The sequence below is a fragment of the Listeria monocytogenes genome (assembly GCF_041765605.1).
Lineage (GTDB): Bacteria > Bacillota > Bacilli > Lactobacillales > Listeriaceae > Listeria > Listeria monocytogenes_D.
The window spans coordinates 1,008,340-1,034,309 of the sequence record NZ_CP168900.1; the positions used below are offsets into that span (position 1 = coordinate 1,008,340).

Here is a 25,970-nt window from a genome sequence, read left to right on the forward strand (position 1 = left end):
ATTTTGCCTATTTATTAGAAAAAATTTTCTTTTTCACGAGTCATCACTGCAATAATGCTGTTTATTGTGCTATACTGAAACATACAATAATTCTGTTTTAATGATAGAAAGTGGGGATTTTGAATGAGTAAAGATATTGACTGGAGTAATTTAGGATTTAGTTATATTAAAACGGACAAACGTTACATTTCTTATTGGAAAGACGGAGAATGGGACGAAGGTGCGCTAACAGAAGACAATACGCTACATATTAGCGAAGGTTCGACAGCACTTCATTACGGACAACAATGTTTTGAAGGTTTAAAAGCATATCGTTGTAAGGATGGTTCGATTAATCTTTTTCGCCCAGATCGAAATGCTGCTCGTATTCAAAAAAGTTGTGAGCGTTTATTAATGCCACATATCCCAACAGAAAAATTTATTGATGCAGTGATGCAAGTTGTTCGTGCAAATGAAGAATTTGTGCCACCATATGGTACAGGTGCAACACTTTATTTACGTCCATTTGTTATTGGTGTAGGGGATAATATTGGTGTTCATGCGGCGCCGGAGTATATTTTCTCTGTATTTTGTTCTCCTGTTGGACCGTATTTCAAAGGTGGAATGGCGCCAACTAACTTTATTGTATCTGATTTTGACCGTGCCGCTCCTAATGGTACTGGTGCAGCAAAAGTAGGCGGAAATTATGCCGCAAGTTTACTTCCAGGTCAAGCTGCAAAAGATCGTAACTTTGGTGATTGTATTTATTTAGATCCAGCTACGCATACAAAAATTGAAGAAGTTGGTTCAGCTAATTTCTTTGGTATTACAAAAGATGATAAATTTGTTACGCCATATTCTCCATCTATTTTGCCAAGTATCACGAAGTATTCATTACTATATTTGGCAGAGCACCGTTTAGGCTTAGAAGCAGTAGAAGGTGACGTATATATTGATAAACTAGATGAGTTCAAAGAAGCTGGTGCATGTGGAACAGCGGCGGTTATCACTCCAATTGGAGGTATTCAAACCAAAGATGATTTCCATGTATTCCATAGTGAAACAGAAGTAGGTCCAGTAACGAAACGTTTATTCGATGAACTATGTGGCATTCAATTTGGAGATGTAGAAGCTCCAGAAGGTTGGATTTATAAAGTAAAATAATAGAAAACCGTCCGTTTAACGGGCGGTTTTTTTGTGAATAAAAACAAAAGTCATTTCAGATGAAAAAAAGAAATGATTTTTTTATTGACACATCCGCAACTCGGTGTTACTATGTAGTAGTAATAAGTAATACAGAATACCGGTGTTACTGAGTAGTGGGGTTTTAATAAAAAATGGAAAGAAGGTTGTATTCAAATGAAAGAAGTGATGATTAAGGCCACTGGTTTGGAAAAGTCATTTAAGAAAACAGAAGTCTTGAAGGGTGTAGATTTTGAAGTAAAGCATGGCGAAATTTTTGCATTACTAGGCTCAAATGGTGCTGGTAAGACGACAACCATCCAAATTTTAACGACTCTTTTAAAAGCAGATAATGGAAATGCACATATTTCTGGTTTTGATGTAAAAACAGAGCCGGAAAAAGTACGGAAACATATTAGCCTTACTGGACAATTTGCGGCAGTAGACGGACTTTTAACAGGACGAGAAAATATTTTACTCATTGCTAAGTTACGTGGTGAAAGGAATCCGGCACAAACGGCAGATGACTTACTGGCACGTTTTGGACTTGAAAAAGCTGCAGATCGGCGTGCGGACACTTATTCAGGAGGAATGACAAGACGACTGGATATTGCTATGAGTCTCGTTGGATCCCCGGATGTGATTTTTCTTGATGAACCAACAACTGGACTTGATCCGGAAGGGCGAATCGAAGTCTGGAAAACGATTAAAACACTTTCTGATGGAGGAACAACTATTTTACTAACAACGCAATATTTAGATGAAGCAGAGCAGCTTGCGGATAGAATCGCTATTCTTCACGGTGGAACCATTATTGCAAATGGAACCTTGGATGAACTTAAAAAATTATTCCCTCCTGCTGAAGTAGAATATGTCGAAAAACAACCATCATTGGAAGATATTTTCTTAGCAATTATTAATGGGAAGGAGGAAGTAAAATGAAAGCAATTCGTGATACAAGTATATTATTTGGTCGCTCCATGCGTCATATTATGCGTAGTCCTGATACGATTATTACAGTCGCTATTATTCCAATTATGATTATGTTGATGTTTGTATATGTACTTGGAGGTGCGATTCAAACAGGGACAGACAATTATGTAGATTACTTGTTGCCGGGTATTATTTTGATGGCAATCGCAAGTGGAATAGCCTATACGGCGGTACGATTATTTACAGATGTACAAAAAGGATTATTTCAACGATTTCATTCTATGCCAATTAGTCGTTCTTCCGTTTTGTGGGGACATGTTTTAACTTCTTTAGTATCTAATGCTATTTCTATTGTACTCATTATTCTAGTTGCGCTTTTGATTGGTTTTCGTTCATCAGCAGGGATAGTGGAATGGCTTGCTGTAGCTGGTATTTTGCTTTTGTTCACATTAGCGCTCACATGGGTTGCTGTGATTCCTGGTTTAACTGCGAAATCAGTAGATGGAGCAAGCGCATTTTCTTATCCGCTCATATTTTTACCGTTCATCAGTTCTGCTTTTGTTCCGACAGATACGATGCCAACTGCAGTACGTGTTTTTGCAGAAAATCAACCAGTGACCTCTATTGTTAATACGATTCGTGCATTGCTTTATTCAGAACCAATTGGAAATGATATCTGGATTGCACTTGCATGGTGTGTAGGAATTACAGTTGTTGCCTATGTTTTTGCAGTAACTATTTATAAAAAAATGGTATAAAATAAAAAAGGTTGGCTCCACGGAGCCAACCTTTTATTTTTCGCCGGAAATATGTTTTTTCGGTAAGATAAAATGAATAAAATAACTAACGATACAGCAAGCAAACATAACCCAGAAAACCATATGAAGTCCGCTATATAAAATATCTCGAAGCGGATCAACTAGGTCTGCACTAACGTTACCAGAAGTTTGCGGGCTAATTAGTTGGTTTAGATTACTACGATTTACTTCACTGCCAGCTGCGGCGCGGAATTCGCTTGTAAGAACGGAGTTGAAGATAGTTCCAAAGACAGCGACCCCGATTGTTTGACCAACTGTTCTAAACAGTGTGTTAGAAGCTGTAGCAATACCAGTTTGGAATCGCGGTACTGCATCTTGAACGGTAACCGTTGTTGTTGTAAAGATTATCCCAAAACCAAATCCCATAAATGCACTATTTAAATAGAAGAAGATATCATTTGTGGAAGCTGGGAATAAGGCTAAAATTAATCCACTTGCAGCCGTTATCAATACGCCAATCCCCACTGTGTGTCGGTTTCCAAGTGTCATCAAGAGCTTGCCGCCGATAAATGAGCCGACTATCCACGTAACCGAGAGCGGTGCAAGCATGAAACCAGCAATCGTAGCTCCGTGGCCAAGCATTCCTTGTGCCCACATTGGAATATAAACATTAATCCCAATTAAAAAGGCGCTAATCAAGAAACCAATTAAATTACCAATTAATACCACTGGGTTTTTAAATAAGACAAATGGCATAATCGGATCTTTTGCACGTTTTTCGACAAAATAAAAAGCGATAAATAACACAATCGATACGGCAAAAAGAATAACGACGAGCGGTTCTGTCCAGTTGAGTGATTCCCCGGCTCGCTGTAACGCAAATAATAATCCAAGCAGAGCCACCGTAAAGAGCGAGGCACCTAAATAGTCAATTGGTAGTTTCACATGTTCCACTTTTTCGCGTAAATAAAGCAAAATAAGTAGGATTGTTAAAATACCGATTGGGACATTGATGAAGAAAATCCAATGCCATGAAAGTTGGTCTACTAAAAATCCTCCAACAAGTGGTCCAAATACGCCAGCAATACCCCAAGCGGAACCCATGAAGCCAAGCACTTTTGCTCGTTTTTCAAATGGATACACGTCTGCGATAATCGTCATAGTAGATGGTAAAATCCCACCTGCTCCAATACCTTGAATCGCGCGAAAAATAATTAATTGCTCCATATTTTGTGCAAATCCACAAAGTGATGAACCAATAATAAAAATAATTGTCGCAATCACAAAAATATTTTTTCGTCCATACAAATCAGACAGTTTTCCGTAAATCGGAACGGTCACTGCTGATGTTAGCAAATAAACAGAAAAAATCCAGTTCATTAACTCTATGCCGTCCAACTGACTTACAATCGTTGGCATCGCAGTGCTCACGATGGTACCCTCAATAGCTGCCATAAATGTTGCGACAAATACGGCGATGGTAACGGCTTTTACTTTTGTTTGTTCCAAAAAATTCCCTCCCTTTTCGTCTACCGAATTATAGCATATAAAAGGACTAATTTGGGAAAAAAGTTAATCCTAAGAAATGCGCACATTCAAGATAAGCGCTATAATATAATAGAAGAAAGCGAACTAAAGGAGGAATTTTTTTGTCATACGAACCAAATACAAAGGAAACAATGCAAAAAATTAAAGAATTAACATCTATCCCAAGCCCAACAGGCAATACAGGGAAAATCATCGAAAAACTGGCAAAAGATTTAGATGCTTCAAAAATCCCTTATCGTTTAAACAATAAAGGTGGATTGATTGTAACGCTTCCTGGGAAAGACGACACGAAGCATCGCATGTTAACAGCCCATGTGGATACGCTTGGTGCAATGGTCAAAGAAATTAAAGCTGACGGAAGATTACTTTTAACCTTAATTGGAGGCTACCGTTTTAACGCGATTGAAGGCGAATATTGTACCATTGAGACAAGTGACGGAGATTTGTATAGTGGCACCATCTTAATGCACCAAACATCTGTCCATGTCTATAAAGATGCTGGGACTGCTGAGCGTAATGACAAAAATATGGAAGTTCGTTTAGATGTAAAAGCACTAGATGCAGACAAAGTTCGTGCGCTTGGAATAGAAGTAGGCGATTTTGTTTCGTTTGATCCGCGCGTGCAAATTATTAACGACGAATATATCAAATCTCGCCATTTGGATGATAAAGCAAGTGTCGCGATTTTATTACAACTAATCAATTATATTCACGAAAACAAGCTAGAGCTTCCTCATACAACTCATTTCCTCATCTCTAATAATGAGGAGATTGGTTATGGTGGTAATTCCAATATCCCAGCTGAAACAGTGGAGTATTTAGCTGTCGACATGGGAGCGCTTGGTGACGGACAAACTTCTGATGAATACACTGTTTCTATTTGTGCAAAAGATGGTAGTGGCCCGTATCACCTTGGTCTGCGCAAACATTTAGTGGAACTTGCTAAAAAGAATAATATTGATTATAAAGTGGATATTTATCCGTTTTATGCATCTGATGCGAGTGCGGCGATTAATGCTGGTAATGATATTGTCCACGGCTTGATTGGACCGGGGATTGATGCGAGCCATGCATATGAACGTACACATCGCGACTCACTTTATCATACAGAAAAATTAGTTTATGCATATTTATTTTCGAATATATTGAAATAGGAGGAATTCCATATGAATGTCCATGATTTTTCTGAAAAAGCAATGAATGGCAAAGAAATAGCTTTAAGTGATTATAAAGGCAAGGTATTACTTATCGTGAATACAGCGAGCAAATGTGGCTTAACACCTCAGCTTGAAGGCCTAGAAGCCATGTATAAAAAATTGGGTGGCGCTAATTTTGAAATTCTCGGTTTCCCATGTAACCAGTTTTTACGTCAAGATCCTGGGAGTGATGAGGAAATTTTAGAATTTTGCCAAATGAATTATGGTGTGACGTTCCAAATGTTCTCTAAAATTAAAGTGAAAGGCAAAGACGCCAGCCCGCTTTATAAATATTTAACCGAACAAACTGGTGGTAAAAAAGTAGAATGGAATTTTGCGAAATTCTTAATTGATGAAAATGGCGAAGTGGTTGAACTTTTCCCATCAAAAATGAAACCAGCAGATTTTGAGGATAAAGTGGAAGCACTTGTTGCGAAAGTAAGTAAATAAGAAGGACTCGGTAGTGACATCATCGTGCTACCGAGTTTTTTTGCATCTTAGTTAGCTAAAAATGCAAGTTACTGAAATCAGCTTGTAGTTTTTGACGAGGCGTTTATAATAAAAGAAAAAAGGGAGGCAACTAGATGAAATTCCATGTGAAACAAAATAATAATTTGGCGTTGGATGAAGTGGATGTATATTGCCATTCCGATAATCTACCGGAAGTAAGAAGCATGGTAATGAAATTAGAAGAGCCGACAGAAAAAATCTCTGTTAAAAAGGACGGCGCTACTTATTTACTAGAACCAAAAGCCATTTTATATTTTGAAGCAGTTGAAAGTAAAATTTTTGTTTATACAGAAAAAGACGTCTATGAAATCCATTGGAAATTATATGAGTTGGAGGAGAAATTTAAAGAAAGTTCTTTTTTCAGATGTTCAAAATCAATGATCTTAAATATTGAATGGATTGAAAAGATTGCCCCTGGTTTCAACGGTAAATTTGAAGCGAAACTTTTAAATCGAGAAAAAGTAATTATTTCTCGTCAGTATGCGAAAATCTTAAAGCAAAAATTAAACATGGGAGGGAAGCGTAAATGAGTACAAAACTAATTCAATTTATTCAATCAGTGTGCATTATTTTCTCTGCCTCTATTATTACGATGATTTGCTCTTATATCGCAACTGGTGAATCAGAAGTAGTCGTAATTCGTGATATTTTTATTATGCTAGGTTTTAGTATTGTGACAACCTTTGTGCAGCAATTATTCTTTAATAACTCTGTGAAAACAAAACTCGCTTTTTATAGTCGATTGATTGCTTTTTTCTTCTTTATTGGCGCGGCTATATTAGGACTTGGTTGGTTGCTGGATTGGTATCATAATATAGCTGGATTTATGATCATTTTTGGCTTTATTTGTGTGACTTTCCTTGTAATGCACATTTTTTTCACTTTGCGAGATACAAAATTCAGTAATGAAATTAATCAAAAACTAGCAGAAATGCGAGAAAGGGAGACAAAATGATAAAATTGACCAATGTAGTTAAAAAATTTGGTAAAGTCGAGGCAGTTAAAGGCATTAATTTAGAAGTAGAAAAAGGCTCATTATTTGCTTTTTTAGGCGAAAATGGTGCGGGTAAATCAACTACACTTAGTATGATTTGTACAGAAAGCGAACCAACATCTGGAGAGATTTTCATAGCGGATGAAAAGTTAACTTTTAAAAACCGAAAATCATTTCGACAAAAGTTAGGCGTTGTTTTTCAAGAAAATGTGTTGGATGATTTACTGACGGTGCGCGAAAATTTATATAACCGAGCAAGTTTATACGGGAAAACAAAAGCGGAAATTACAGAACGATTAGCGCTAGTTTCTTCTATTATGGGGATTGAGGATATTTTAAATCGTCGCTTTGAAAAATTGTCTGGTGGTCAAAAGCGTCGAGCGGAAATAGCTAGGGCGATTATGCATGATCCAGAAATTTTGCTATTAGATGAGCCAACGACGGGGCTAGATCCAAAAACAAGAGTAAGTGTCTGGAAAATTATTGATTATTTGCGCGAAGAATTAGGAATGACAGTGTTTTTGACGACACATTACTTAGAAGAAGCGAAAGATGCGGATCAGCTCGCTGTAATCCACAAAGGAAAAATTATTGCGCAAGGCACACCAGCAAACATTAGAAGTCGCTTTTCTGTAGATAAAATTTTCTTTTATGATGCGAAGGTAGCAGAACTCCAAACAATAATAGAAAAAATAAATTTACCATTTAAAGTTACTAAAGAAACGATGCGTGTGGATGTGATAAATCAAGATGTCGAAATATTGGCTATTTTAAATCAAACAGCTGGACTTTACGGTTCTTTTGAAGTGATTAAAGGGAACTTAGATGACGCTTTTATTTCGATGATTAAGGAGGAGTCCAATGATTAGTCGTAATTTAAAAATTTATTTTCGAGATAGAACAGCTGTGTTTATGTCATTACTAACAGTTTTGATTATTATTGGGCTGTATGCGATTTTTTTAGGAAATAATATGGAAGAAATGTTCAAACAGGCTTCTGGAAAAACGATAGGGATTCAAGAATTAGTGAACACGTGGGTGATTGCGGGGATATTATCCATTACACCTGTGACAGTATCGTTAGCTGTTTTTTCTTTGAAAGTACATGATGAAGAATTAAGTATTGCGAGAAGCTTTGCGATAACGCCTGCTTCCAGATGGCGTATTGTTATTAGTTATATTGTTAGTGGACTAGTTGCTTCCTTCTTATTGTCTGTTGTAACACTTTTTGTTGGGGAAATGTATATTTGGTTGACTGGCGGAGAATTTTTACCGTTTGAGAGCTGGCTTCGTTTAATTGGGATTATTTTGATAAATGTTTTCTGTTGTAGTAGTATGATGTTCTTTATCGCTAGCTTGGTGAAAAAAGCGAGTGCCTTTAGTTCTGTTTCGACGATTGTTGGGACTGTTATTGGTTTTATTGCTGGGATTTATTTACCCATTGGTTCACTACCGGCTGCGGTGCAAACTGCGATGAAATGTTTTCCTTTCACATACGGGGCATCTACTATTCGAGAAATCATGACGAAAGAGCCTCTGCAACAAGTTTTTGCAGGTAATACTCAGGCGATGGATGCTACAAAAGAAATGATTGGAATTACGATTTATTGGGGTGATAAAACAGTTACAACAGGACTTAGTTTACTTATTTTAAGTGCCTTTGCAGTCGTGTTTGGTGTATTATCTGTCATCCTCATGAAACGACAAACAAAATAATTTTTGAATAAAAAATCAGCCGAAATTCTCCTAGTTATGCTATACTAATGGAATGTGAATGAATCTAGGAGGAAAATAACAATGAGTCAAGATTTGCAAAAAGAAGTTGCTTCACGCAAAACGTTTGCGATTATTTCTCACCCGGATGCTGGGAAAACGACGATTACGGAACAATTATTATTATTCGGTGGCGTTATCCGTTCAGCTGGGACTGTAAAGGGAAAGAAATCTGGCAAGTTTGCGACAAGTGACTGGATGGAAATTGAAAAACAACGTGGTATCTCGGTAACGAGTTCTGTGATGCAGTTTGATTATAATGGTTCAAGAATTAATATTTTGGATACACCGGGTCACTCGGATTTCAGTGAGGATACGTACCGGACATTGATGGCAGTGGATAGTGCGGTTATGGTTATCGATGCTGCGAAAGGGATTGAAGCCCAAACGCTAAAACTTTTCAAAGTTTGTCGAATGCGCGGAATTCCAATTTTTACTTTTATTAACAAAATGGACCGTCAAGGGAAAATGCCGCTTGAATTACTTGCTGAATTAGAAGAAGTTCTTGGCATTGAATCGTATCCAATGAACTGGCCAATTGGTATGGGGAAAGAGCTTGCTGGGCTTTATGACCGTTATCATCGTGTGATTGAGCAATATCGCTCGGAAGAAGATGAGCGTTTCTTACCACTTGGTGAAGATGGTGATTTGAAAGAAGCTCATGCTATTCAAAAATCACTTTATTATGATCAAGCATTGGAAGAAATTATGTTACTTGATGAGGCTGGAAATGATTTTAGCCGGGAACGTATTATTGCCGGTGAACAAACACCAGTATTCTTTGGAAGTGCCTTAACTAACTTTGGTGTAGAAACTTTCTTACGTACATTTGTTGATTTTGCGCCATCTCCTTCAAGTCATGAATCAAATGAAGGCGTGATTGAAGCTGACAATCCGAAGTTCTCTGGCTTTATTTTTAAAATCCAAGCGAATATGAATCCTGCTCACCGTGACCGGATTGCCTTTATTCGAATTTGTTCAGGCGAATTTGAACGCGGCATGAATGTTACGTTAACGCGAACAGGGAAAAGTATGAAGCTCGCTAACTCAACGCAGTTTATGGCGGATGACCGGGAAACTGTTAATCGTGCGGTAGCTGGTGATATTATCGGTTTGTACGACACGGGTAATTACCAAATTGGCGATACGATTACTAATGGAAGTAAAAAACTCGAATTTGAAAAACTTCCGCAGTTTACACCAGAATTATTTATGCGTGTTTATGCGAAAAATGTTATGAAACAAAAGCATTTTCATAAAGGCGTCGAGCAACTTGTTCAAGAAGGTGCGATTCAATTATTTAAAACGTGGCGTACGGAAGAATACATTATTGGGGCTGTTGGTCAGTTGCAATTTGAAGTATTCGAACACAGAATGCGCGGCGAGTATAATTCAGAAATTCGGATGGAACCAATCGGCAAAAAAATCGCTCGTTGGGTCAAAGAAGAAGATGCGGATGAAAAACTATCCACAGCTCGAAGCATGCTCGTAAAAGACCGCTTCGACCAACCGTTATTCTTATTCGAAAATGAATTCGCGATTAATTGGTTTAATGATAAAAATCCAGATATCGAATTAACTTCATTACTATAATAGCTGCAACCTATTTGTACTTTCGCAAATAGGTTGTTTTTTTGCTTGACAATTTTTCGAAACGCGCTATAATTAGTTAGAATTCTAATTAATAAGGAGGAATACTCGTGAGAAGAGAGAAGACGATGGATACGTTAATCCGTTCGATTATGATTAAATCCAAACGGAAAATGGACGCAAAAGTAGCTCAATTTGGGCTGACAACTCAACAAGCTAGAGTTCTAGGGTTTTTAAATGATAATGCGGCAAATGAAATTATCCAAAAAGATCTTCAGCGAATCTTCCAAACGCGTGGCGCAAGTATCACTAGCCTCATTCAAGGACTCGAGAAAAAAGAATTAATTTCACGCAAACCAAGCATTCGAGACGGCAGAGAAAAAGTGGTCACTTTAACTGAAGAAGGTAAACGAATAGTGGACGAATTTAATGAATCCTTCCCGCGTGAAGATGATAAAGCGAAAAAAATCCTTTCCGCTGACGAGTATAAAATCTTTATTGATCTACTTAGTAAAATTGACGACAATACGGAATAAAAAAATTTAACTATATAGTTAGAATTCTAACTAATTTTGAGGGGGAACCAAAATGAAACACTCAGATAATTATTATTTAACAAAAGCGAGCATTCCTAAAGCGATAGCACATTTATCGATTCCGATGATGCTTGGAATGTCTGTAGGGGTCATATATAACATTATCAATGCATTCTTTATAGGCTTGTTGCATGATACGTCGATGTTAACCGCCGTGACACTTGGATTACCGATGTTCACCGTTTTGATGGCAATTGGTAATATGTTTGGAGTCGGTGGCGGAACGTATATTTCTCGCTTACTTGGGAAAGAAGAGGGAATAAAGGCGAAACAAGTATCCGCCTTTGTTTTATATGGAAGTTTAGCATTAGGAATTATCTGCGCGGTTTTGCTTGGCTTTTTGATTAATCCAGTTACTCATTTTCTTGGGGCAGATGCAACGAGCTTTTTACACACGAAAAATTATACATTGGTGCTTTTAATTTGTAGCCCGTTTATTATCGCGAATTTTGCTTTAGAACAGGTAGTTCGGGCTGAGGGAGCTTCGCGGGTTTCTATGAACGGAATGATAATTGCTACAGTTGTTAATTTAGTATTTGATCCATTACTTATTTTGTATTTTGATTTTAATGTGGTGGGGGCCGCAGTTTCGGTAGGATTAGCAAGTTTATTTTCGCTGATTTACTATGCTTGGTATTTAGAGAAGAAAAGTGATTATTTATCGATTCGTTTTAAATGGTTTAAAGCAACAAAAGAAATCGTTCAAAATGTGTTTAAAATTGGTGTTTCAGAGTTGCTCTTATCGTTATTCCTCATTGTGACAACGCTCGTTTTAAATCATTATTCGATGATTTACGGGGAAGGAGTAGTTGCAGGTTTTGGCGTGGCGCTTCGGGTGGTGCAGCTCCCTGAATTTATTTGTATGGGACTTTACATGGGGATTATTCCACTGTTAGCTTATAATTACGGTTCGGGTAATATTGCGCGGTTTGAAAAAGCAATACGGGCTACTGCCATTAGTATCGGGCTTATTGTGCTTCTCCTTTCGAGTCTGGTATTCATCTTCCGTTTCCAAGTGATGCATCTATTTAGTGACAGTCAAAGTGTGATAACGCTTGGTGTTCATATTATGGTTGCAATGCTGATATCTTCTCTTTTCAGTGGATTTACGGGGCTGTTTACGAGTACTTTTCAAGCGATTGGGAAAGCGATTCCGGCTACGATTATGTCTGTTTCACAAGGCATCATTTTTATTCCAGTCATCATTTTAGGACAACATTATTTCGGACTTATGGGCGTGATTTGGTCCTTGACGGCTACTGAAATTCTTACGTGCATAATCGGTATGACGCTATTCACAATCCATAATATTAAAATAGCTAGTAGCGCAAAAACGAAAGACTTAGCCGTTTAAAAAGTTTGTGAGAAAAATTAGTTGACGAGAAGTTCTATATTATGGTATTATTCTCTAGGTAATCATATATCGTTCTTTGACAAATGTCAGAGGGGAGTAGCGCTGATTAGCTTTTTAATCAGGATAAAGTCGTCATTACATGATAGAGATATCATCGGTTTTATCACATTTAATTTTAAATGTTAGCGAGACCTTTGCCTTTACGGGCAGGTCTCGCTTTTTTGTTTCTTCAAAATAGGAGATCTTTGACATTTTAATAGAACAAAGGAGGAAAAGAATTAGTGGATACAGCAATGATTTTAGAGTACGGTTGGGTGTTACTTGTCCTAATCGGTCTTGAGGGGATTTTAGCGGCAGATAATGCAGTGGTTATGGCTGTTATGGTCAAACATCTCCCAGATAAACAACAGAAAAAAGCGTTATTTTACGGATTGATGGGTGCCTTTGTTTTCCGTTTTGGCGCATTGTTCTTAATTTCCTTTTTGGCAAATGTTTGGCAAGTTCAAGCGCTAGGTGCCGCATATTTACTTTATATTGCGATTAGTCATATTTGGAAACATGCCAAAGGGAAAGACGGAGAAAAAGAAAAGAAAGAAAAAGCTGGCTCTGGTTTTTGGATGACTGTTTTAAAAGTAGAGATTGCAGATATAGCGTTTGCGATTGATTCCATGCTTGCGGCAGTAGCCCTTGCCATTACTCTTCCAGAAACAGGATGGGGACACATTGGGGGAATTGATACTGGCCAATTTGCGATTATGTTCTTAGGTGGACTTGTCGGTCTAATCATTATCCGTTTTGCAGCAACACAATTTGTTAAATTACTAAAAAGTTATCCAAGTCTCGAAACAGCCGCATTTTTAATTGTTGGTTGGGTAGGCGTGAAGCTAGTTATTTATACATTAGCACATCCTAGTCTTGGGGTAATTCCACACAGTTTCCCTGAGTCAACGCTTTGGAAATTAATTTTCTGGGGTGTCATGATTCTTATTATTCTATGGGGCTGGTTCGTTTCCTATCGTAGTAAGAAAAAAGCAGAAACAACTAAATAATTTCTAATAGACCAGAAGTGCATATTTGTACTTCTGGTTTTACATACAACCAGATGCTGAAAACATAATTTTATGATAGAGTAGAAGGATGGTGAATGAGGAATGGATGTTTCTATTTGGGGCGAATACGCGTTAGTTTTCCTTGTTTTAGTAGTACTAGAAGGAATTCTATCAGCGGACAACGCCGTAGTTATGGCAGTTATTGTTAAAGGTCTACCGCACGATAAGCAACGAAAAGCCTTATTTTATGGGTTAGTTGGGGCTTTTGTTTTCCGTTTTGTGGCATTATTTTTAATTTCATTTTTAGTAAAAATTTGGGAAATACAAGCTATCGGCGCGGTTTATTTATTGTACTTAGCAATTAAGCACATGTGGCGCCTTAAAAAAGGCAAGCAAGAAGAAGTCAAAGAAACATCAGAAGCCAAATCAACTTCCTTTTGGGGTGTAGTAGCACGTGTGGAATTGACGGATATAGCTTTTGCTCTGGATTCCATGTTAGCTGCAGCGGCATTAGTTGTTACTTTGCCAGATTTAGGGGATTTTGATATTGGGGGAATGAACGGTGGGCAATTTATCGTGATGTTCCTTGGTGGTATCGCAGGACTTGTTGTAATTCGTTTTGCAGCCACACAGGTGGTTAAATTATTAGAGCGTTACCCTACACTTGAAACAGCAGCGTTTTTAATTGTTGGTTGGGTTGGTGTGAAAATGGCGGTTCTAACGCTAGCACATCCATCTGTAGCAATTATTCCAGAAGATTTTCCAGATTCAGCCGTTTGGAAGCTGACATTCTGGTCGGTTATGATAATAATAGGTTTGGGTGGTTATATCATTGCGAGAAAAAAAGAGAAGAAAACCAAAAGAGTTTGAATATGATCAGGAAGTAAAACTACGCAGAAGATTAAAGCTTGTTTTAGCACGCATGACGCCCGTTCAAGTGATTATTGCGTATTATTTTCTGGCAGTGACGATTTCTACTATCGTATTAAGCTTGCCATTTACGTTACAAAAAGGGGTAAAGGTATCGTTTATTGATACACTTTTTACGGCGGCGAGTTCAGTTAGTGTAACAGGATTAACGACAGTAGATGTAAGTCAGACGTATAGCACGGCCGGTATTTGGGTATTGATGGCGATTTTCCAAATTGGTGGACTCGGTGTTATGATGATTAGTACGTTTTTCTATTTAATTTTAAAAAGACGAATTGGATTGAAACAACGCCAGTTAATTATGACAGATACTAACCAATTTACAATGAGCGGGATGGTTCGGATGCTTCGTGAGATTCTAGTGCTTATTTTCGGTATTGAGTTAATCGGGGCCTTGATTTTGGGAATTTACTTTATTCCACTTTATCCGAATTTTTGGGACGCAATGTTCCAAGGATTATACAATTCCGTTTCACTCGTGACCAATGCGGGCGTTGATATCACAGGTAAATCGTTAATGCCATTCGCCAATGATTATTTTGTTCAATTTATTTCGATTCTGTTAATCATTGCAGGTGCGATTGGTTTCCCAGTATTACTTGAAACGCGGAGATTTTTATTTGAGAAAAATACGTTAATTCCGTTTCGCTTTTCCCTTTTTGTCAAAGTGACGACGCTAACTTATTTTGTGCTTTTAATTGTTGGTGGGCTGCTCATTTGGCTGTTTGAATATCAACATTTCTTTAGTGGGAAAAGTTGGGATTTCGGGTTCTTTAATTCGATGTTCTTATCTGCAACATCACGAAGCGCAGGCTTACAAACGATTGATAGTGGGGCATTGTCAATCTCTACGTTGTTGCTCGTTTCCTTCTTAATGTTTATTGGAGCATCGCCAAGTTCAGTTGGTGGTGGGATTCGAACGACAACTTTTGCGATTACGATTTTATTCATTTATTCGGTTATTCGCGGTCGAAAGCATGTGTACATTTTTGGTCGGGAATTGCATCAAGAAGACGTGCGGAAGTCACTCGCGGTCACGTTAGTAGCAGGGTTTTTGAGTATATCGGCCATAGTCGTTTTAATGCAAACAGAGACCGCCTCGTTAATTGCCGTCATTTTTGAAGTCTTTTCGGCGTTTGGTACTACAGGGCTTTCTGTAGGGTTGACACCAGATTTATCTACGCCGGGTAAAATTATTATTATTGCATTAATGTTTATTGGGCGCGTTGGTATTATGTACTCAATGCTAAGTTTAAGAAATAAAAATCAACCTAAAAATGCGATTCGTTTACCAAAAGAGAAAATTATTACAGGTTAATATAAAAGCCATTCTGATTGCAGAATGGCTTTTTTGTCCATGAAAAAACCTCTTGATCAAAGTGACCAAGAGGTGATTTTTAATATTTTGATTTTGGAACGGGGCGTCTGAAAATACCCATTAAACCAGTTAAAGTGATTAAGATTCCGGAGATAATCCAAGCAGTTCCGATAACGAAGAAGAGCACGATACCGATAATTACTAAGATAACACCCCAACCACGTGGAGCTGATTTGATTAGAAGGGAAGCAATTAATGCAACTACAGATGCGATTAATGTAATCCACCCTAGATTTGCTAACTCGTTACCTAATTCACCAGGTAAATAAGTAAATGTTTGTATATAATCTGTGACTGAATCTCCATAATTAATAATCCAAAAGCCAACTAGAACCCCAATGATAGAGCCAATTAATCCGATAATAATTTCTGGTTTTCTTGAACCCATAATACAACCTCCTTTTTCTATCTATACGTTTAATAACTTTCCCGTTTTGTTAAGCGGCTAAACACATCTCGCAGCATCGATACCCTCAGTTCGATTACCGGTTGAACGAATATTTTCACCAATCGACTTGATAATAATACCGTTAAAACAAAAGTAATGACGAATAGTAGTAAAAATGTCGACGGGCTATATTGAAAGTCAGTCTGGCCACCTTCACGAAAAAACTTAATAAAGAAGCCATGTAACAAATAAACATATAACGTATTTTTACCCCATTTAGTGAAAAATAACCTCTTTCTAGGAATAAAACTGAAAAAAGCTGCAATCGAACCAAAGCTAATCAAATAGACAAGTGCGCGAATGAATAGCCCTAGCGACTTAACTTCCACAAAGTTTGCATAAGGCTTAGAACCTAAAAACCACTTATCATTTAAGTTAGGATGAAGCGTGATAAAGGATAAAAGTAAAACAATGAAAATTCCACCAAGAATCATAGCAAAATGGGTTTTAAGATAGTAAAAATGTTCTTTCTTTAGAAAATAACCAACTAAGAAAAATGGGAAAAATACAAGTGTCCGAGATAAACTCAAATAACCCCCAATAATATCAAAATATCCAGCTACTAACCCAATAAAAAGAGCAATACTTATCGACTTCCACGGCTTAATTTTTGCAAAAACAAAAAGCATTAAATTCCAGAAAAACAAACTAAGTAAAAACCAAAGTGACCACTCTGGATCAAGTAGTTTAATAGAAAGGCTGTCTTTACTTAAAAGAAAATAATAAAAAATACTATATATTAGCTGAAAAAACACATAAGGTAAAATGAGCTTTTTCATCGTCTTTTTTAAATAACCAGGCTTACCAAAACTTTTAGCGAAAAATCCGGATATTAGCACAAAAGCAGGCATGTGAAACGTGTAGATATAAATATAAAGCACACGTACACCCGCATAATCCGCGATAAATGTTTGGAGAAAATGCCCGAAAACTACTAGAAAAATTAGAATAAACTTGGCATTGTCGAAATAACTTTCCCGCTTTAAGGCGGTTTGTTCCATAAAAAACAGTCCTTTCTATTCTATGTTGATAAACTATTGTTTATTTTACCCTAAATTCTGTAACGCTTATCCAACAGTTAAGTAACAAAAAGTATCAAATATTAACAGGGCATGACAGCTAGTTGCGAATGGAAGAGGGACGTGCTATCTTTAAAATAATAACTTGAGGGGAGAGGAGCGACAGAATGCTAAAACAACAAAAATCATCGCCAGTGGGTGATTTATTTATAACTATTGATGAAAAGTGGATTAGGAATATTTCGTATGACGAGCCAAAAAATTGGGAACTTCAAGAAGGAAATATAATAGAAAAAGAACTTTTTCAAGCATTAACTACCCAACTAGATGACTATTTTGAAGGTAAGAGAGAGCATTTTGATTTGCCGGTGCTCCTTAAAGGAACCGATTTTCAACAAAAGGTTTGGCAAGCATTGAGCGAAATTCCGTATGGGGTTGTTGTGAGTTATAAAGATATTGCGATTTCAGCAGGTAGCCCTAAAGCTGTGCAAGCAGTAGGACAAGCGAATCGCGCTAATCCAATTCCGATTATTATTCCATGTCACAGATGTGTGAAAAGTAATGGAGAGCTTGGGGGCTATAATGGGGCGGATGTAGATAAGAAACAATATTTACTTGCATTAGAAAAAGGCTTGAGTTTAAGTTAACTCAAGCCTTTTTTATTACACTGTTACTTGTTCTGTTATAGTAATTTCTTTATTATCGTTAAGGGTTGCAACGAGATGTTTTGCTTCTGGTTGTTCAATTAAACTGTCGGCAATGGCATCTTCTAGGTGTTCTTGGATAGTCCGGCGTAGTGGACGTGCTCCGAATTTAGGGTCATAACCAAGGTCAATCAAATGTTCTTTTACTTCTTTAGAAACATCGATTGTCACATCTTCTTGAGCGAGCATTTCATTTAAATCAACGAGCATTAAGTCGATGATTTGTACTAAATCGTCTTTTTCTAGGGATTTAAATTCAATGACGCTGTCTAGACGGTTTAAGAATTCTGGCTTGAAGTATGCACCTAATTTTGCTAAGATGTCAGAACCTTTTTCAAGTTTTGATTCGGTTGTTGTATTAAAGCCGACAGAAGCTTCTGTGTCAGTTGCGCCAGCGTTACTTGTCATAATGATGACTGTATCTTTAAAGCTCACTGTACGTCCTTGTGAATCAGTTAGTCGACCGTCTTCTAAAATTTGCAGGAACATATGTTGAACGTCTGGATGTGCTTTTTCGATTTCGTCTAACAAAATGATGCTATACGGATTGCGACGAACTTTTTCTGTTAATTGTCCAGCTTCTTCGTGACCAACATAGCCAGGAGGGGAACCGATTAATTTAGAGACGCTGTGTTTTTCCATGAATTCACTCATGTCTAAACGAATCATCGCTTCACTAGTACCGAATAATTCACGAGCTAGCGTGCGTCCAAGTTCTGTTTTTCCGACACCAGTTGGTCCAACAAATAGGAAGGAACCAATTGGGCGATTTTTTGATTTAAGTCCAACACGACTACGACGAATTGCTTTGGCTACTTTTCTTACAGCATCTTCTTGACCAATAACTTTACCAGTTAAGTTGCTTTCTAAGTTCTTCATTTTGGATTGCTCGTCTTCTTGTAAACGTCCTACTGGGATGCCAGTTTTTTCTTCAATAATCGCTTGGATATCAGATGCTTGGATGACTGGGCGTTCTGAGAAGGAATTGCTTGTTTTATTTTCTTCTAAGCGAGTAATCTCGTCACGAACTTTAGCTGCCTTTTCGTAGTCTTCCATTTGAAGAGCTTGATTTTTTTCCTCTTCTAAACGGGCAACACGTTCGCTCACGGTATTTTCGTCCAATTTTTCAATAGATAGATTGTATTTGGAACCAACTTCATCCATTAAATCAATCGCTTTGTCTGGCAAATGACGATCTTGGATGTAACGAGCGCTTAATTCAACTGCAGCTGATAATGCTTCTGGTGAATAAACTACTTCATGGAAATCTTCGTATTTTGGTTTTAAACCATTTAAAATAGTTAGCGTTTCTTTTGTGGATGGTTCGCTTACAGTTACTGGTTGGAAACGACGCTCAAGTGCGGCGTCTTTTTCGATTGTGCGGTACTCTTTTAGCGTAGTAGCGCCAATCATTTGTAAATCGCCACGAGCTAGAGCTGGTTTTAGAATGTTTCCTGCATCCATCGAGCCTTCTGCGGAACCTGCCCCAACAATCGTATGCACTTCATCAATAAATAGAATCGTGTTTTTACGTTCTTGTAGCTCTTTAATTAGTTGTTTCATGCGTTCTTCAAATTGACCACGGATCCCTGTTCCAGAAACAAGTGAAGCGACATCTAATAAGATAACTTCTTTGTTCATTAATTTGCTTGGAACTTCTCCTGCGACAATCGCATTTGCAAGTCCTTCGACGACAGCTGTTTTACCAACACCTGGTTCACCAATTAAGACTGGATTATTTTTATTACGGCGGTTTAATATTTCAATGACGCGTTTAATTTCTTTGTCACGACCGATGACAGGGTCGAGTTGCTCATTTTTCGCCATATCTGTTAAGTTTGTTCCAAATTCATCTAGTAAACCATTGCCGCCACCAGCAGTTTGTGTTTGTACTTGTGCGTTTGCTTGGCTTCTTTGTTCACGGTTTGCTTGACTAGCAGCACCACTCAATTGACGGAAAATATCGTCAAACGGAGAACCGCTTGCTCCCGGAAACTCATTTGCGCCAAAGTTGGCTTGATTTCTAACTTCTGCATAACAAGAGGCACAAAGCGGCATTTCTACACGCTTGCCATTAATATTCATATATAGTTGGATTGTTGCTGGATTTTGATTACATTTTTCACAGTTCATATATAATTTCCTCCTTTTAAAAATGAGAAATGAAAGGTCTTGACTTTGACTATCTTTGACCTTATGACTTTATTATATACTGACCTATTTTGACTTTCAAGTATTTTGCTTATATTTTTTTACAAAAAAAACACCCCTATAAAAGGAGCGTTTTTGTGCTATTTTTAATAAATTGGTAAGGCTGCGAGTAACAAAAACGCAAAGGTTAAATGCGATAAATATAGCATGAGTAGGCTTGGGCGATAGGAATACATGATATTCCATACGAGCGAAGCGACAAAGATACCGATAATCGCTGCAAAGTTGCCACTTGGGAACATCATTACCATACATAGTAACGCTGCAAAAACATTCGAAAACCAAGGATTGAAATAGTGGTTTAATCGTTTTAATACGAAGCCACGCCAGAAAATTTCTTCTCCAGGGATAATGGCCACGATAAGCAGTAACCAAATTATCAAAGAGTGCGTCGAATACTTATTAAAAGCAGCTTCTACAGAATTTTCTAGACCGCCTGGCATTACTTTAATAATAAAGGCGCCTATGTAAAAAATAATATAAAGGACAATTCCGGAGAAAATACCGGGCAAAATGCCTTTAACGAACGAATACTCTTTTTTTAAATCATCATTAAAAATCACAAAACTAAGTAAAAATAACATCCCAGCTCCATATAAATACCAAAAAACACGTGGGAACTGATATGTTAAGATAACAAGTAGGGCACATAAAATAAGTCCCAGTACAAGTTTATAATCGATCTTGATGCTCTTCAAAATACTTTACACCTCTTCTTAACAAATACTTCTCATACTACTTTAAAACAAATGAAATCGTTTGGCAACAATTAAACAAAAGATAAGATAAAAGTTGTGCAATTTAATAAATCCTATATAATGAAAAAATAGGAGTGGTTCATAGATGTTAGAAAAAAACTACAAATTTTTACTTTGGATTTATATATTCTGGTTTTTAGGCAGCGTTTTGTTAGTATCCTTACACATTATTCCGCCAGAGCTAACTGCAGTGCAATCATTATTTTTAGTATTTACTGGTGTTTTTGCGGCTGTTTTCTTTATTATGCAATATGGTAAATGGCTTGGTTCTGCTATAACGTTACTTATATTTGTTGTCAGTACTTGTATTGAATGGATGCAACTAAGTTATACGGATGAGTATATCGGTTCTACATTAGGTGGGAGTGTATACGGTATTCCTATTACGATGGGCTTTATTTGGGTCGGAATGGTTGCGGGTACACATATTATCGCTCGAGAAATTACGCTGAAAATTAATATTGACTGGATTCGTGGAGGTATTTATTCGTTTATCGCAGCTACGATGGTAATGATTTTTGAGGTTTTAATCGAACCAATTACAATGCAATCAAAACAACTTTACATTACGCAAAACGGCTTCACGATTTTGCAGTTATCTGACTTTATTAATTGGTGGCTTTTAGGACTTATTTTACATTTAATGATTTACTTTATTTTGAGTTTAACGGATAGTTGGGAGCGTCTAAAATATCCAGATTTAAAATCAGAAATTGTCATTGTTTATTGGATTATTATTGCCTTTTTCGTATTTTTGTCCTTTTACCTTGATTTATGGACATCTATTGCGATTATTATCGTTTCTAATATTATTTTCACTGCTTGTTATTTTTTCAGTTTGGAAAAAGAAGCGCAGCCCAAAAAGAAATCCGAATGATTACTCGGATTTCTTTTCTTTTTGTAAAAATTTCTGGGTTGCGATTTGCGCGTTTTCAATGATGAACGGAAGAGAGCTACCCGACATTGCGCCAGCGCCAATCACAAATAAATTTTTAAATGGTGGGAATTTTTTGGAAGGGTGTAAGTAACCATGTTGGCGCCATAAGTGTTGTAAACCAAAGATAGCACCGTGTTTAACATGATATTTCTTTTCCCAGTCTAGCGGTGTGATAATATATTCTTCTTCAATATTCGCTTCTAAATCGGGTACGGATAGACGCTCTTTTACCGTATCTAAAATTAATTGGCGAAAAGCAGGAGTTTCTTTTTCCCAATCAATATTACTCGTATTATTAGGAACTGGAACCATAATTCGAACGCTAGAATGATTAATTGGCGCCATAGTATTATCGGTTGCAGAAGGATTGGTCAAATGTATCGCGATATCATTAGAAAGAATTTTTTTATGCATCGTATTATTCGCATATTCTCGGTAATTTTGAGGGAAAATAATCGACTGATGTGAAAAAGGCAATACTGTTTTTAAACCTAAGTAAAGAATAAAAGCAGAAGAGGAATATTCTTTTTTGTCCAATTTATCTGGATGCTCGTTAGTTAAAGAATAAATGAAATCCAGGTTGGTGAAATAATAATCTGCTTCGATTGTTTTCCCATTAGCAAGAACAGCTCCGGTTATTTCTTTACCATTCGATTCAAATTCAGTTACTTCGGAATTAAAGAAGAACTTCCCTTTGTTTTCTGTAACTACTTGCTGCATTGCCTCGACAATTTTATTTTGTCCACCAATGGGATGAAAAGTGCCATAGTAATATTCGGAAAAAGGAATAATACTATAAGCAGCTGGAATATCCCAAGGTGACATACCTAAATAGCGCATCTGTAAAGAAAATGCGAGACGAAGGTACTTACTATTAAAATATCTGGCTAAATCATCCATCAACGATCGTCCAAGCGTCAAACTAGGAATAGCACGCAAAGTTGTTGGACGGAAAAAATCAAACAAAGAACTATAATTAAATTGATTGAGCGGCGATATATACAGCATTTTTTTTGTGTTTTCTTTCATAAAGCGATCAAATCCATCTTCTTCGCCTGGAAAATATGTTTGAATAACCGCTTTTGTTTCAGATTGATCACTGTAAAGAGGGAATGTAATATCTTTAAAATAAAGCGTATGAATAGGATTGATTGGTAAAAGCGAAACATAATCCAAAATATTGCGATTACAATCCATAAAAAGAGAAGTCAAAACATGCGTCATTGTAAGTGCAGAAGGTCCGACATCAAATGAGTACTTACCCATTTTGTGCAATGCCGTTCTTCCACCAATGCGATCATTTTTTTCATAGATGCTTACTTGATAACCTAGTTGACTTAATAGCATACCGGCTGCCAAACCACCTGGTCCAGCACCAATAATGGCAATTTTCTTTTTGCTTTCCAAATTCAAACGCTCCTTTGCCTGATTTATATACATATAAAAAACGCAAAAATATAGAGCATTATCTCTCGGAAATGCTTTATTTTTGCGCACTTAAAAAAATATTTTGTTTTCTTATTCTTCTGTTTCTTCTTCCTCTTCTTCTACAGAATGAATAATTTGGTAATTTTTGTGATTGACTACTGTTTTTTCTTCAATCCCTAAATCTTTAAAATTTTCCATATAAGTTAAGTCGACAATAACGGAGTTTTCGTTGAGTTTTTCAACGATTCCTGTAAGGCCATCCTTAAATTCAATAATGTCTCCAACATGTGCTTTTGCCATTGTTATCACTCCTTCAATTTTCGGTGTTGCCTCTATCTTGCTGAAAAAGAATGTATGCATTTTTGAACCTTCCTTAAATTTTGCACTAAAATGCTATTAAAATCAACTATAAGCCATTAAAAAGTGCTATTTAATTCAAAATGGAAACAATTTAGTGACAAATTTAAAAAAACACTCTATTTTTTCTATTTAAAAAGAGTGAAACAAGGTGCTCTACAAAAAAACATTCTAAAAAATTTTTAATCAAATAGTTGTAACAATAGGTAAAACATGGTACTCTTTTTAATTGAGGGATAGTCTTTTTTGCTGAAAATTTTTCGGCTTAAAAGGTTACAACAAATTTCTTTACAAAGGAGAATGTAAATTATGGAACAAGCAAGTTTTGTAGTAATCGATGAAACAGGAATTCACGCACGCCCAGCAACTCTATTGGTGCAGGCTGCAAGTAAATACAGCTCTGACGTTCAAATTGAATACACTGGCAAAAAAGTAAACCTTAAATCAATCATGGGCGTTATGTCTCTTGGTATTGGTAAAGGCGCTGACATTACTATCTACACTGAAGGTAGCGATGAAAAAGAAGCAATTGAAGGACTAACTGAAGTTCTTAAGAAAGAAGGATTGGCTGAATAATGGCTAAAGAGTTGAAAGGTATCGCAGCATCTGATGGGATTGCCATTGCGAAAGCTTATCTGCTCGTTGAACCTGATCTTTCCTATGAAAAAACAGAAGTTACGGATGTTGAAAGTGAAGTAAAGCGTTTTGAAAGCGCGTTAGAAGTTTCTAGAACAGAACTTTCAATGATTCGTGAGAAAGCTGCTAAAGACTTAGGCGAAGATAAGGCACAAATTTTTGACGCGCATCTTCTAGTATTAAATGATCCTGAATTAACAGGACCAATCGAAGAAAGCATCAAAAACTCTAAAACGAATGCAGAAACAGCTTTACAAGAAACGACAGACATGTTTATTGGTATGTTTGAATCTATGGACAACGAATACATGCGTGAACGTGCAGCGGATATTAAAGATGTACGTAAACGTGTTCTTTCTCACTTACTAGGTGTAACTATTCCTAATCCAGCTTTAATTGATGAGGAAGTAGTTGTTGTTGCAGCTGATTTAACGCCTTCCGATACCGCACAACTTAACCGTAACTTTGTTAAAGGTTTCGTAACGGATATTGGTGGACGTACTTCTCACTCCGCTATTATGGCACGTTCTCTTGAAATTCCAGCAGTAGTTGGAACAAAAGAAGTTACTGCTAGCGTAGCGAAAAATGATATTGTTATTATTGATGGTTTGGAAGGTAATGTTATCATCCACCCAACAGAAGAACAAATCGCTCACTATGAAAAAATTAAATCTGATTTTGCTTTACAACAAGCAGAATGGGATAAACTTAAAAATGAAAAAACCGTTTCTAAAGACGGCGTTCACGTGGAGCTTGCAGCAAACATCGGAACTCCGAATGATTTAGAAGGTGTTATTTCTAACGGCGGGGAAGCAGTTGGACTTTATCGTACAGAATTCTTGTACATGGGTCGCGACAATTTCCCAACAGAAGAAGAGCAATTCGAAGCTTATAAAGCAGTAGTTTCCGGAATGGACGGAAAATCTGTGGTTGTTCGTACATTAGATATCGGTGGCGACAAAACGTTACCATACCTAGAACTTCCTGAAGAAATGAACCCATTCTTAGGATTCCGTGCAATTCGTCTTTGTTTTGCGAATGAAGAATTATTCCGTACACAACTTCGCGCCTTACTTCGCGCAAGTGTATATGGTAACTTAAAAATTATGTTCCCGATGATTGCAACAGTAAATGAATTCCGTCAAGCACGTGATATTTTACTAGATGAGAAAGCAAAACTAAAAGCTGCTGGAACAGAAGTATCTGATTCCATCGAACTTGGAATTATGATTGAAATTCCTGCCGCTGCAGTTCTTGCTGATCAATTTGCAAAAGAAGTTGATTTCTTCTCTATCGGAACAAATGACTTAATTCAGTATACAATGGCTGCGGACCGTATGAACGAACGCGTTTCTTACCTTTACCAACCATACAATCCATCCATTTTACGTTTAGTCAAAATGGTTATCGATGCATCTCATAAAGAGGGCAAATGGACTGGTATGTGTGGGGAAATGGCTGGAGATCAAACGGCTGTACCACTTCTTTTAGGCTTAGGCTTAGATGAATTTTCAATGAGTGCTTCAAGCATTCTTAAATCTCGTTCGTTAATCAAACGTTTAGATCAATCTGAAATGGTGAAATTAGCGGAAGAAGCTTTAAATAAATCTACAGCAGAAGAAGTTGTAGAATTAGTTGAAAAATATACTGCAGAATAATTTCTGAATCAAGACCTAGGCATTTTAAGTGTCTAGGTCTTTTT

At 37.0% G+C, this 25,970-nt stretch carries 26 protein-coding genes and 1 riboswitch; of the genes, 19 read left to right on the plus strand and 7 right to left on the minus strand.

The genetic code is table 11. The annotated features are described in order from the left end of the window. Positions 1-123: 123 nt before the first annotated feature. The 3 genes from AB2Q86_RS05115 (at position 124) to lieB (ending at position 2,852) form a co-directional block, all read left to right on the plus strand. Positions 124-1,143 carry a branched-chain amino acid aminotransferase gene (locus AB2Q86_RS05115; protein WP_003729840.1) on the plus strand — a complete coding sequence of 340 codons (1,020 nt, stop codon included), beginning with the start codon at positions 124-126 and terminating at the stop codon, positions 1,141-1,143. A 195-nt stretch (positions 1,144-1,338) separates the two neighbouring features. Then, a complete protein-coding gene (gene lieA / locus AB2Q86_RS05120) occupies positions 1,339-2,103 on the plus strand; it encodes a multidrug efflux ABC transporter ATP-binding protein LieA (protein WP_012581618.1) in 765 nt (254 codons plus the stop codon). Beyond that, the gene (gene lieB, locus AB2Q86_RS05125) at positions 2,100-2,852 is read left to right on the plus strand and encodes a multidrug efflux ABC transporter permease LieB (protein ID WP_003733785.1); all 753 of its coding nucleotides are present in this window, start codon (positions 2,100-2,102) and stop codon (positions 2,850-2,852) included. The genes lieA and lieB overlap by 4 nt, the downstream gene beginning before the upstream one ends. A gap of 33 nt (positions 2,853-2,885) precedes the next feature. On the opposite strand, the gene AB2Q86_RS05130 is transcribed toward lieB, so the two are convergent. After that, positions 2,886-4,361 (minus strand): LM6179_1298 family efflux MFS transporter, encoded by a 1,476-nt coding sequence (locus AB2Q86_RS05130; protein WP_003722846.1) that lies wholly within the window; start codon positions 4,359-4,361, stop codon positions 2,886-2,888. Between the two features lie 140 nt (positions 4,362-4,501). Here AB2Q86_RS05130 and AB2Q86_RS05135 point away from each other — a divergent pair, with 140 nt between their 5' ends. The 12 genes from AB2Q86_RS05135 to AB2Q86_RS05190 all read left to right on the plus strand — a co-directional run bounded on the left by AB2Q86_RS05135 (position 4,502) and on the right by AB2Q86_RS05190 (position 15,710). Beyond that, complete coding sequence (locus AB2Q86_RS05135) at positions 4,502-5,554, plus strand: M42 family metallopeptidase (protein WP_003729837.1); 1,053 nt, start codon at positions 4,502-4,504, stop codon at positions 5,552-5,554. Positions 5,555-5,566: 12 nt separating this feature from the next. Beyond that, the gene (locus tag AB2Q86_RS05140; protein ID WP_012581617.1) at positions 5,567-6,046 is read left to right on the plus strand and encodes a glutathione peroxidase; all 480 of its coding nucleotides are present in this window, start codon (positions 5,567-5,569) and stop codon (positions 6,044-6,046) included. A 134-nt stretch (positions 6,047-6,180) separates the two neighbouring features. Next, entirely contained in the window at positions 6,181-6,636 is a 456-nt protein-coding gene (locus tag AB2Q86_RS05145) for a LytTR family DNA-binding domain-containing protein (RefSeq protein ID WP_012581616.1), read from the plus strand. Continuing rightward, positions 6,633-7,061, plus strand: a complete 429-nt coding sequence (locus tag AB2Q86_RS05150; RefSeq protein WP_003729834.1) for a DUF3021 family protein — start codon at positions 6,633-6,635, stop codon at positions 7,059-7,061. Before AB2Q86_RS05145 ends, AB2Q86_RS05150 begins: the two co-directional genes overlap by 4 nt. After that, positions 7,058-7,969, plus strand: a complete 912-nt coding sequence (locus tag AB2Q86_RS05155) for an ABC transporter ATP-binding protein (RefSeq protein WP_003729833.1) — start codon at positions 7,058-7,060, stop codon at positions 7,967-7,969. The genes AB2Q86_RS05150 and AB2Q86_RS05155 overlap by 4 nt, the downstream gene beginning before the upstream one ends. Next, positions 7,962-8,816, plus strand: coding sequence for an ABC transporter permease (locus AB2Q86_RS05160; protein WP_012581615.1), 855 nt, complete (start codon positions 7,962-7,964; stop codon positions 8,814-8,816). Before AB2Q86_RS05155 ends, AB2Q86_RS05160 begins: the two co-directional genes overlap by 8 nt. 81 nt (positions 8,817-8,897) lie before the next feature. Beyond that, positions 8,898-10,466, plus strand: coding sequence for a peptide chain release factor 3 (locus AB2Q86_RS05165; RefSeq protein WP_003727054.1), 1,569 nt, complete (start codon positions 8,898-8,900; stop codon positions 10,464-10,466). Between the two features lie 107 nt (positions 10,467-10,573). After that, positions 10,574-10,999 (plus strand): MarR family winged helix-turn-helix transcriptional regulator, encoded by a 426-nt coding sequence (locus AB2Q86_RS05170; RefSeq protein WP_003740532.1) that lies wholly within the window; start codon positions 10,574-10,576, stop codon positions 10,997-10,999. Between the two features lie 52 nt (positions 11,000-11,051). Continuing rightward, a complete protein-coding gene (locus AB2Q86_RS05175) occupies positions 11,052-12,413 on the plus strand; it encodes an MATE family efflux transporter (RefSeq protein WP_012581614.1) in 1,362 nt (453 codons plus the stop codon). A 79-nt stretch (positions 12,414-12,492) separates the two neighbouring features. After that, positions 12,493-12,596, plus strand: a riboswitch (yybP-ykoY riboswitch). Between the two features lie 98 nt (positions 12,597-12,694). After that, positions 12,695-13,462, plus strand: a complete 768-nt coding sequence (locus AB2Q86_RS05180; RefSeq protein ID WP_003729830.1) for a TerC family protein — start codon at positions 12,695-12,697, stop codon at positions 13,460-13,462. A gap of 102 nt (positions 13,463-13,564) precedes the next feature. Then, on the plus strand, positions 13,565-14,332 hold the full coding sequence (locus tag AB2Q86_RS05185; protein ID WP_012581613.1) for a TerC family protein: 768 nt from the start codon (positions 13,565-13,567) through the stop codon (positions 14,330-14,332). Positions 14,333-14,384: 52 nt separating this feature from the next. After that, positions 14,385-15,710: a TrkH family potassium uptake protein gene (locus AB2Q86_RS05190; RefSeq protein ID WP_077904945.1), complete on the plus strand. Its 1,326-nt coding sequence runs from the start codon at positions 14,385-14,387 to the stop codon at positions 15,708-15,710. Between the two features lie 79 nt (positions 15,711-15,789). On the opposite strand, the gene AB2Q86_RS05195 is transcribed toward AB2Q86_RS05190, so the two are convergent. Both AB2Q86_RS05195 and AB2Q86_RS05200 read right to left on the minus strand, forming a co-directional pair. Continuing rightward, positions 15,790-16,158, minus strand: coding sequence for a DUF4064 domain-containing protein (locus tag AB2Q86_RS05195; RefSeq protein WP_012581611.1), 369 nt, complete (start codon positions 16,156-16,158; stop codon positions 15,790-15,792). A 29-nt stretch (positions 16,159-16,187) separates the two neighbouring features. Further along, a complete protein-coding gene (locus AB2Q86_RS05200; RefSeq protein ID WP_012581610.1) occupies positions 16,188-17,219 on the minus strand; it encodes an acyltransferase family protein in 1,032 nt (343 codons plus the stop codon). A gap of 185 nt (positions 17,220-17,404) precedes the next feature. Here AB2Q86_RS05200 and AB2Q86_RS05205 point away from each other — a divergent pair, with 185 nt between their 5' ends. Beyond that, complete coding sequence (locus AB2Q86_RS05205) at positions 17,405-17,884, plus strand: methylated-DNA--[protein]-cysteine S-methyltransferase (RefSeq protein WP_012581609.1); 480 nt, start codon at positions 17,405-17,407, stop codon at positions 17,882-17,884. Between the two features lie 15 nt (positions 17,885-17,899). Here the strand turns inward: AB2Q86_RS05205 and AB2Q86_RS05210 are convergent, their stop codons facing one another. Next, on the minus strand, positions 17,900-20,074 hold the full coding sequence (locus AB2Q86_RS05210; protein WP_012581608.1) for an ATP-dependent Clp protease ATP-binding subunit: 2,175 nt from the start codon (positions 20,072-20,074) through the stop codon (positions 17,900-17,902). 164 nt (positions 20,075-20,238) lie between these two features. Beyond that, entirely contained in the window at positions 20,239-20,850 is a 612-nt protein-coding gene (locus AB2Q86_RS05215) for a CPBP family intramembrane glutamic endopeptidase (protein WP_003729826.1), read from the minus strand. A 145-nt stretch (positions 20,851-20,995) separates the two neighbouring features. Between AB2Q86_RS05215 and AB2Q86_RS05220 the strand changes: the two genes are divergently transcribed. Then, positions 20,996-21,787 carry a carotenoid biosynthesis protein gene (locus AB2Q86_RS05220; RefSeq protein WP_003727046.1) on the plus strand — a complete coding sequence of 264 codons (792 nt, stop codon included), beginning with the start codon at positions 20,996-20,998 and terminating at the stop codon, positions 21,785-21,787. On the opposite strand, the gene AB2Q86_RS05225 is transcribed toward AB2Q86_RS05220, so the two are convergent. Together AB2Q86_RS05225 and AB2Q86_RS05230 are read right to left on the minus strand one after the other, a co-directional pair. Continuing rightward, positions 21,788-23,260, minus strand: a complete 1,473-nt coding sequence (locus AB2Q86_RS05225) for an NAD(P)/FAD-dependent oxidoreductase (RefSeq protein WP_014598969.1) — start codon at positions 23,258-23,260, stop codon at positions 21,788-21,790. It abuts the gene before it with no gap. Positions 23,261-23,365: 105 nt separating this feature from the next. After that, positions 23,366-23,635 carry a YkvS family protein gene (locus AB2Q86_RS05230; protein ID WP_003729823.1) on the minus strand — a complete coding sequence of 90 codons (270 nt, stop codon included), beginning with the start codon at positions 23,633-23,635 and terminating at the stop codon, positions 23,366-23,368. A gap of 306 nt (positions 23,636-23,941) precedes the next feature. Here AB2Q86_RS05230 and AB2Q86_RS05235 point away from each other — a divergent pair, with 306 nt between their 5' ends. Both AB2Q86_RS05235 and ptsP read left to right on the plus strand, forming a co-directional pair. After that, on the plus strand, positions 23,942-24,208 hold the full coding sequence (locus AB2Q86_RS05235; protein ID WP_003719221.1) for a phosphocarrier protein HPr: 267 nt from the start codon (positions 23,942-23,944) through the stop codon (positions 24,206-24,208). Beyond that, complete coding sequence (gene ptsP / locus AB2Q86_RS05240; RefSeq protein WP_003722867.1) at positions 24,208-25,926, plus strand: phosphoenolpyruvate--protein phosphotransferase; 1,719 nt, start codon at positions 24,208-24,210, stop codon at positions 25,924-25,926. The genes AB2Q86_RS05235 and ptsP overlap by 1 nt, the downstream gene beginning before the upstream one ends. The last annotated feature ends 44 nt before the right edge of the window (positions 25,927-25,970 follow it).

What these genes read in the sequence shown, in the direction of transcription:
- AB2Q86_RS05115 (WP_003729840.1), top strand. Translation starts at nt 124, where the DNA reads ATGAGTAAAGATATTGACTGGAGTAATTTAGGATTTAGTTATATTAAA.
- lieA (WP_012581618.1), top strand. Translation starts at nt 1,339, where the DNA reads ATGAAAGAAGTGATGATTAAGGCCACTGGTTTGGAAAAGTCATTTAAG.
- lieB (WP_003733785.1), top strand. Translation starts at nt 2,100, where the DNA reads ATGAAAGCAATTCGTGATACAAGTATATTATTTGGTCGCTCCATGCGT.
- AB2Q86_RS05140 (WP_012581617.1), top strand. Translation starts at nt 5,567, where the DNA reads ATGAATGTCCATGATTTTTCTGAAAAAGCAATGAATGGCAAAGAAATA.
- AB2Q86_RS05145 (WP_012581616.1), top strand. Translation starts at nt 6,181, where the DNA reads ATGAAATTCCATGTGAAACAAAATAATAATTTGGCGTTGGATGAAGTG.
- AB2Q86_RS05150 (WP_003729834.1), top strand. Translation starts at nt 6,633, where the DNA reads ATGAGTACAAAACTAATTCAATTTATTCAATCAGTGTGCATTATTTTC.
- AB2Q86_RS05155 (WP_003729833.1), top strand. Translation starts at nt 7,058, where the DNA reads ATGATAAAATTGACCAATGTAGTTAAAAAATTTGGTAAAGTCGAGGCA.
- AB2Q86_RS05160 (WP_012581615.1), top strand. Translation starts at nt 7,962, where the DNA reads ATGATTAGTCGTAATTTAAAAATTTATTTTCGAGATAGAACAGCTGTG.
- AB2Q86_RS05165 (WP_003727054.1), top strand. Translation starts at nt 8,898, where the DNA reads ATGAGTCAAGATTTGCAAAAAGAAGTTGCTTCACGCAAAACGTTTGCG.
- AB2Q86_RS05175 (WP_012581614.1), top strand. Translation starts at nt 11,052, where the DNA reads ATGAAACACTCAGATAATTATTATTTAACAAAAGCGAGCATTCCTAAA.
- AB2Q86_RS05185 (WP_012581613.1), top strand. Translation starts at nt 13,565, where the DNA reads ATGGATGTTTCTATTTGGGGCGAATACGCGTTAGTTTTCCTTGTTTTA.
- AB2Q86_RS05190 (WP_077904945.1), top strand. Translation starts at nt 14,385, where the DNA reads ATGACGCCCGTTCAAGTGATTATTGCGTATTATTTTCTGGCAGTGACG.
- AB2Q86_RS05195 (WP_012581611.1), bottom strand. Translation starts at nt 16,158, where the DNA reads ATGGGTTCAAGAAAACCAGAAATTATTATCGGATTAATTGGCTCTATC.
- AB2Q86_RS05200 (WP_012581610.1), bottom strand. Translation starts at nt 17,219, where the DNA reads ATGGAACAAACCGCCTTAAAGCGGGAAAGTTATTTCGACAATGCCAAG.
- AB2Q86_RS05205 (WP_012581609.1), top strand. Translation starts at nt 17,405, where the DNA reads ATGCTAAAACAACAAAAATCATCGCCAGTGGGTGATTTATTTATAACT.
- AB2Q86_RS05210 (WP_012581608.1), bottom strand. Translation starts at nt 20,074, where the DNA reads ATGAACTGTGAAAAATGTAATCAAAATCCAGCAACAATCCAACTATAT.
- AB2Q86_RS05220 (WP_003727046.1), top strand. Translation starts at nt 20,996, where the DNA reads ATGTTAGAAAAAAACTACAAATTTTTACTTTGGATTTATATATTCTGG.
- AB2Q86_RS05230 (WP_003729823.1), bottom strand. Translation starts at nt 23,635, where the DNA reads ATGCATACATTCTTTTTCAGCAAGATAGAGGCAACACCGAAAATTGAA.
- AB2Q86_RS05235 (WP_003719221.1), top strand. Translation starts at nt 23,942, where the DNA reads ATGGAACAAGCAAGTTTTGTAGTAATCGATGAAACAGGAATTCACGCA.
- ptsP (WP_003722867.1), top strand. Translation starts at nt 24,208, where the DNA reads ATGGCTAAAGAGTTGAAAGGTATCGCAGCATCTGATGGGATTGCCATT.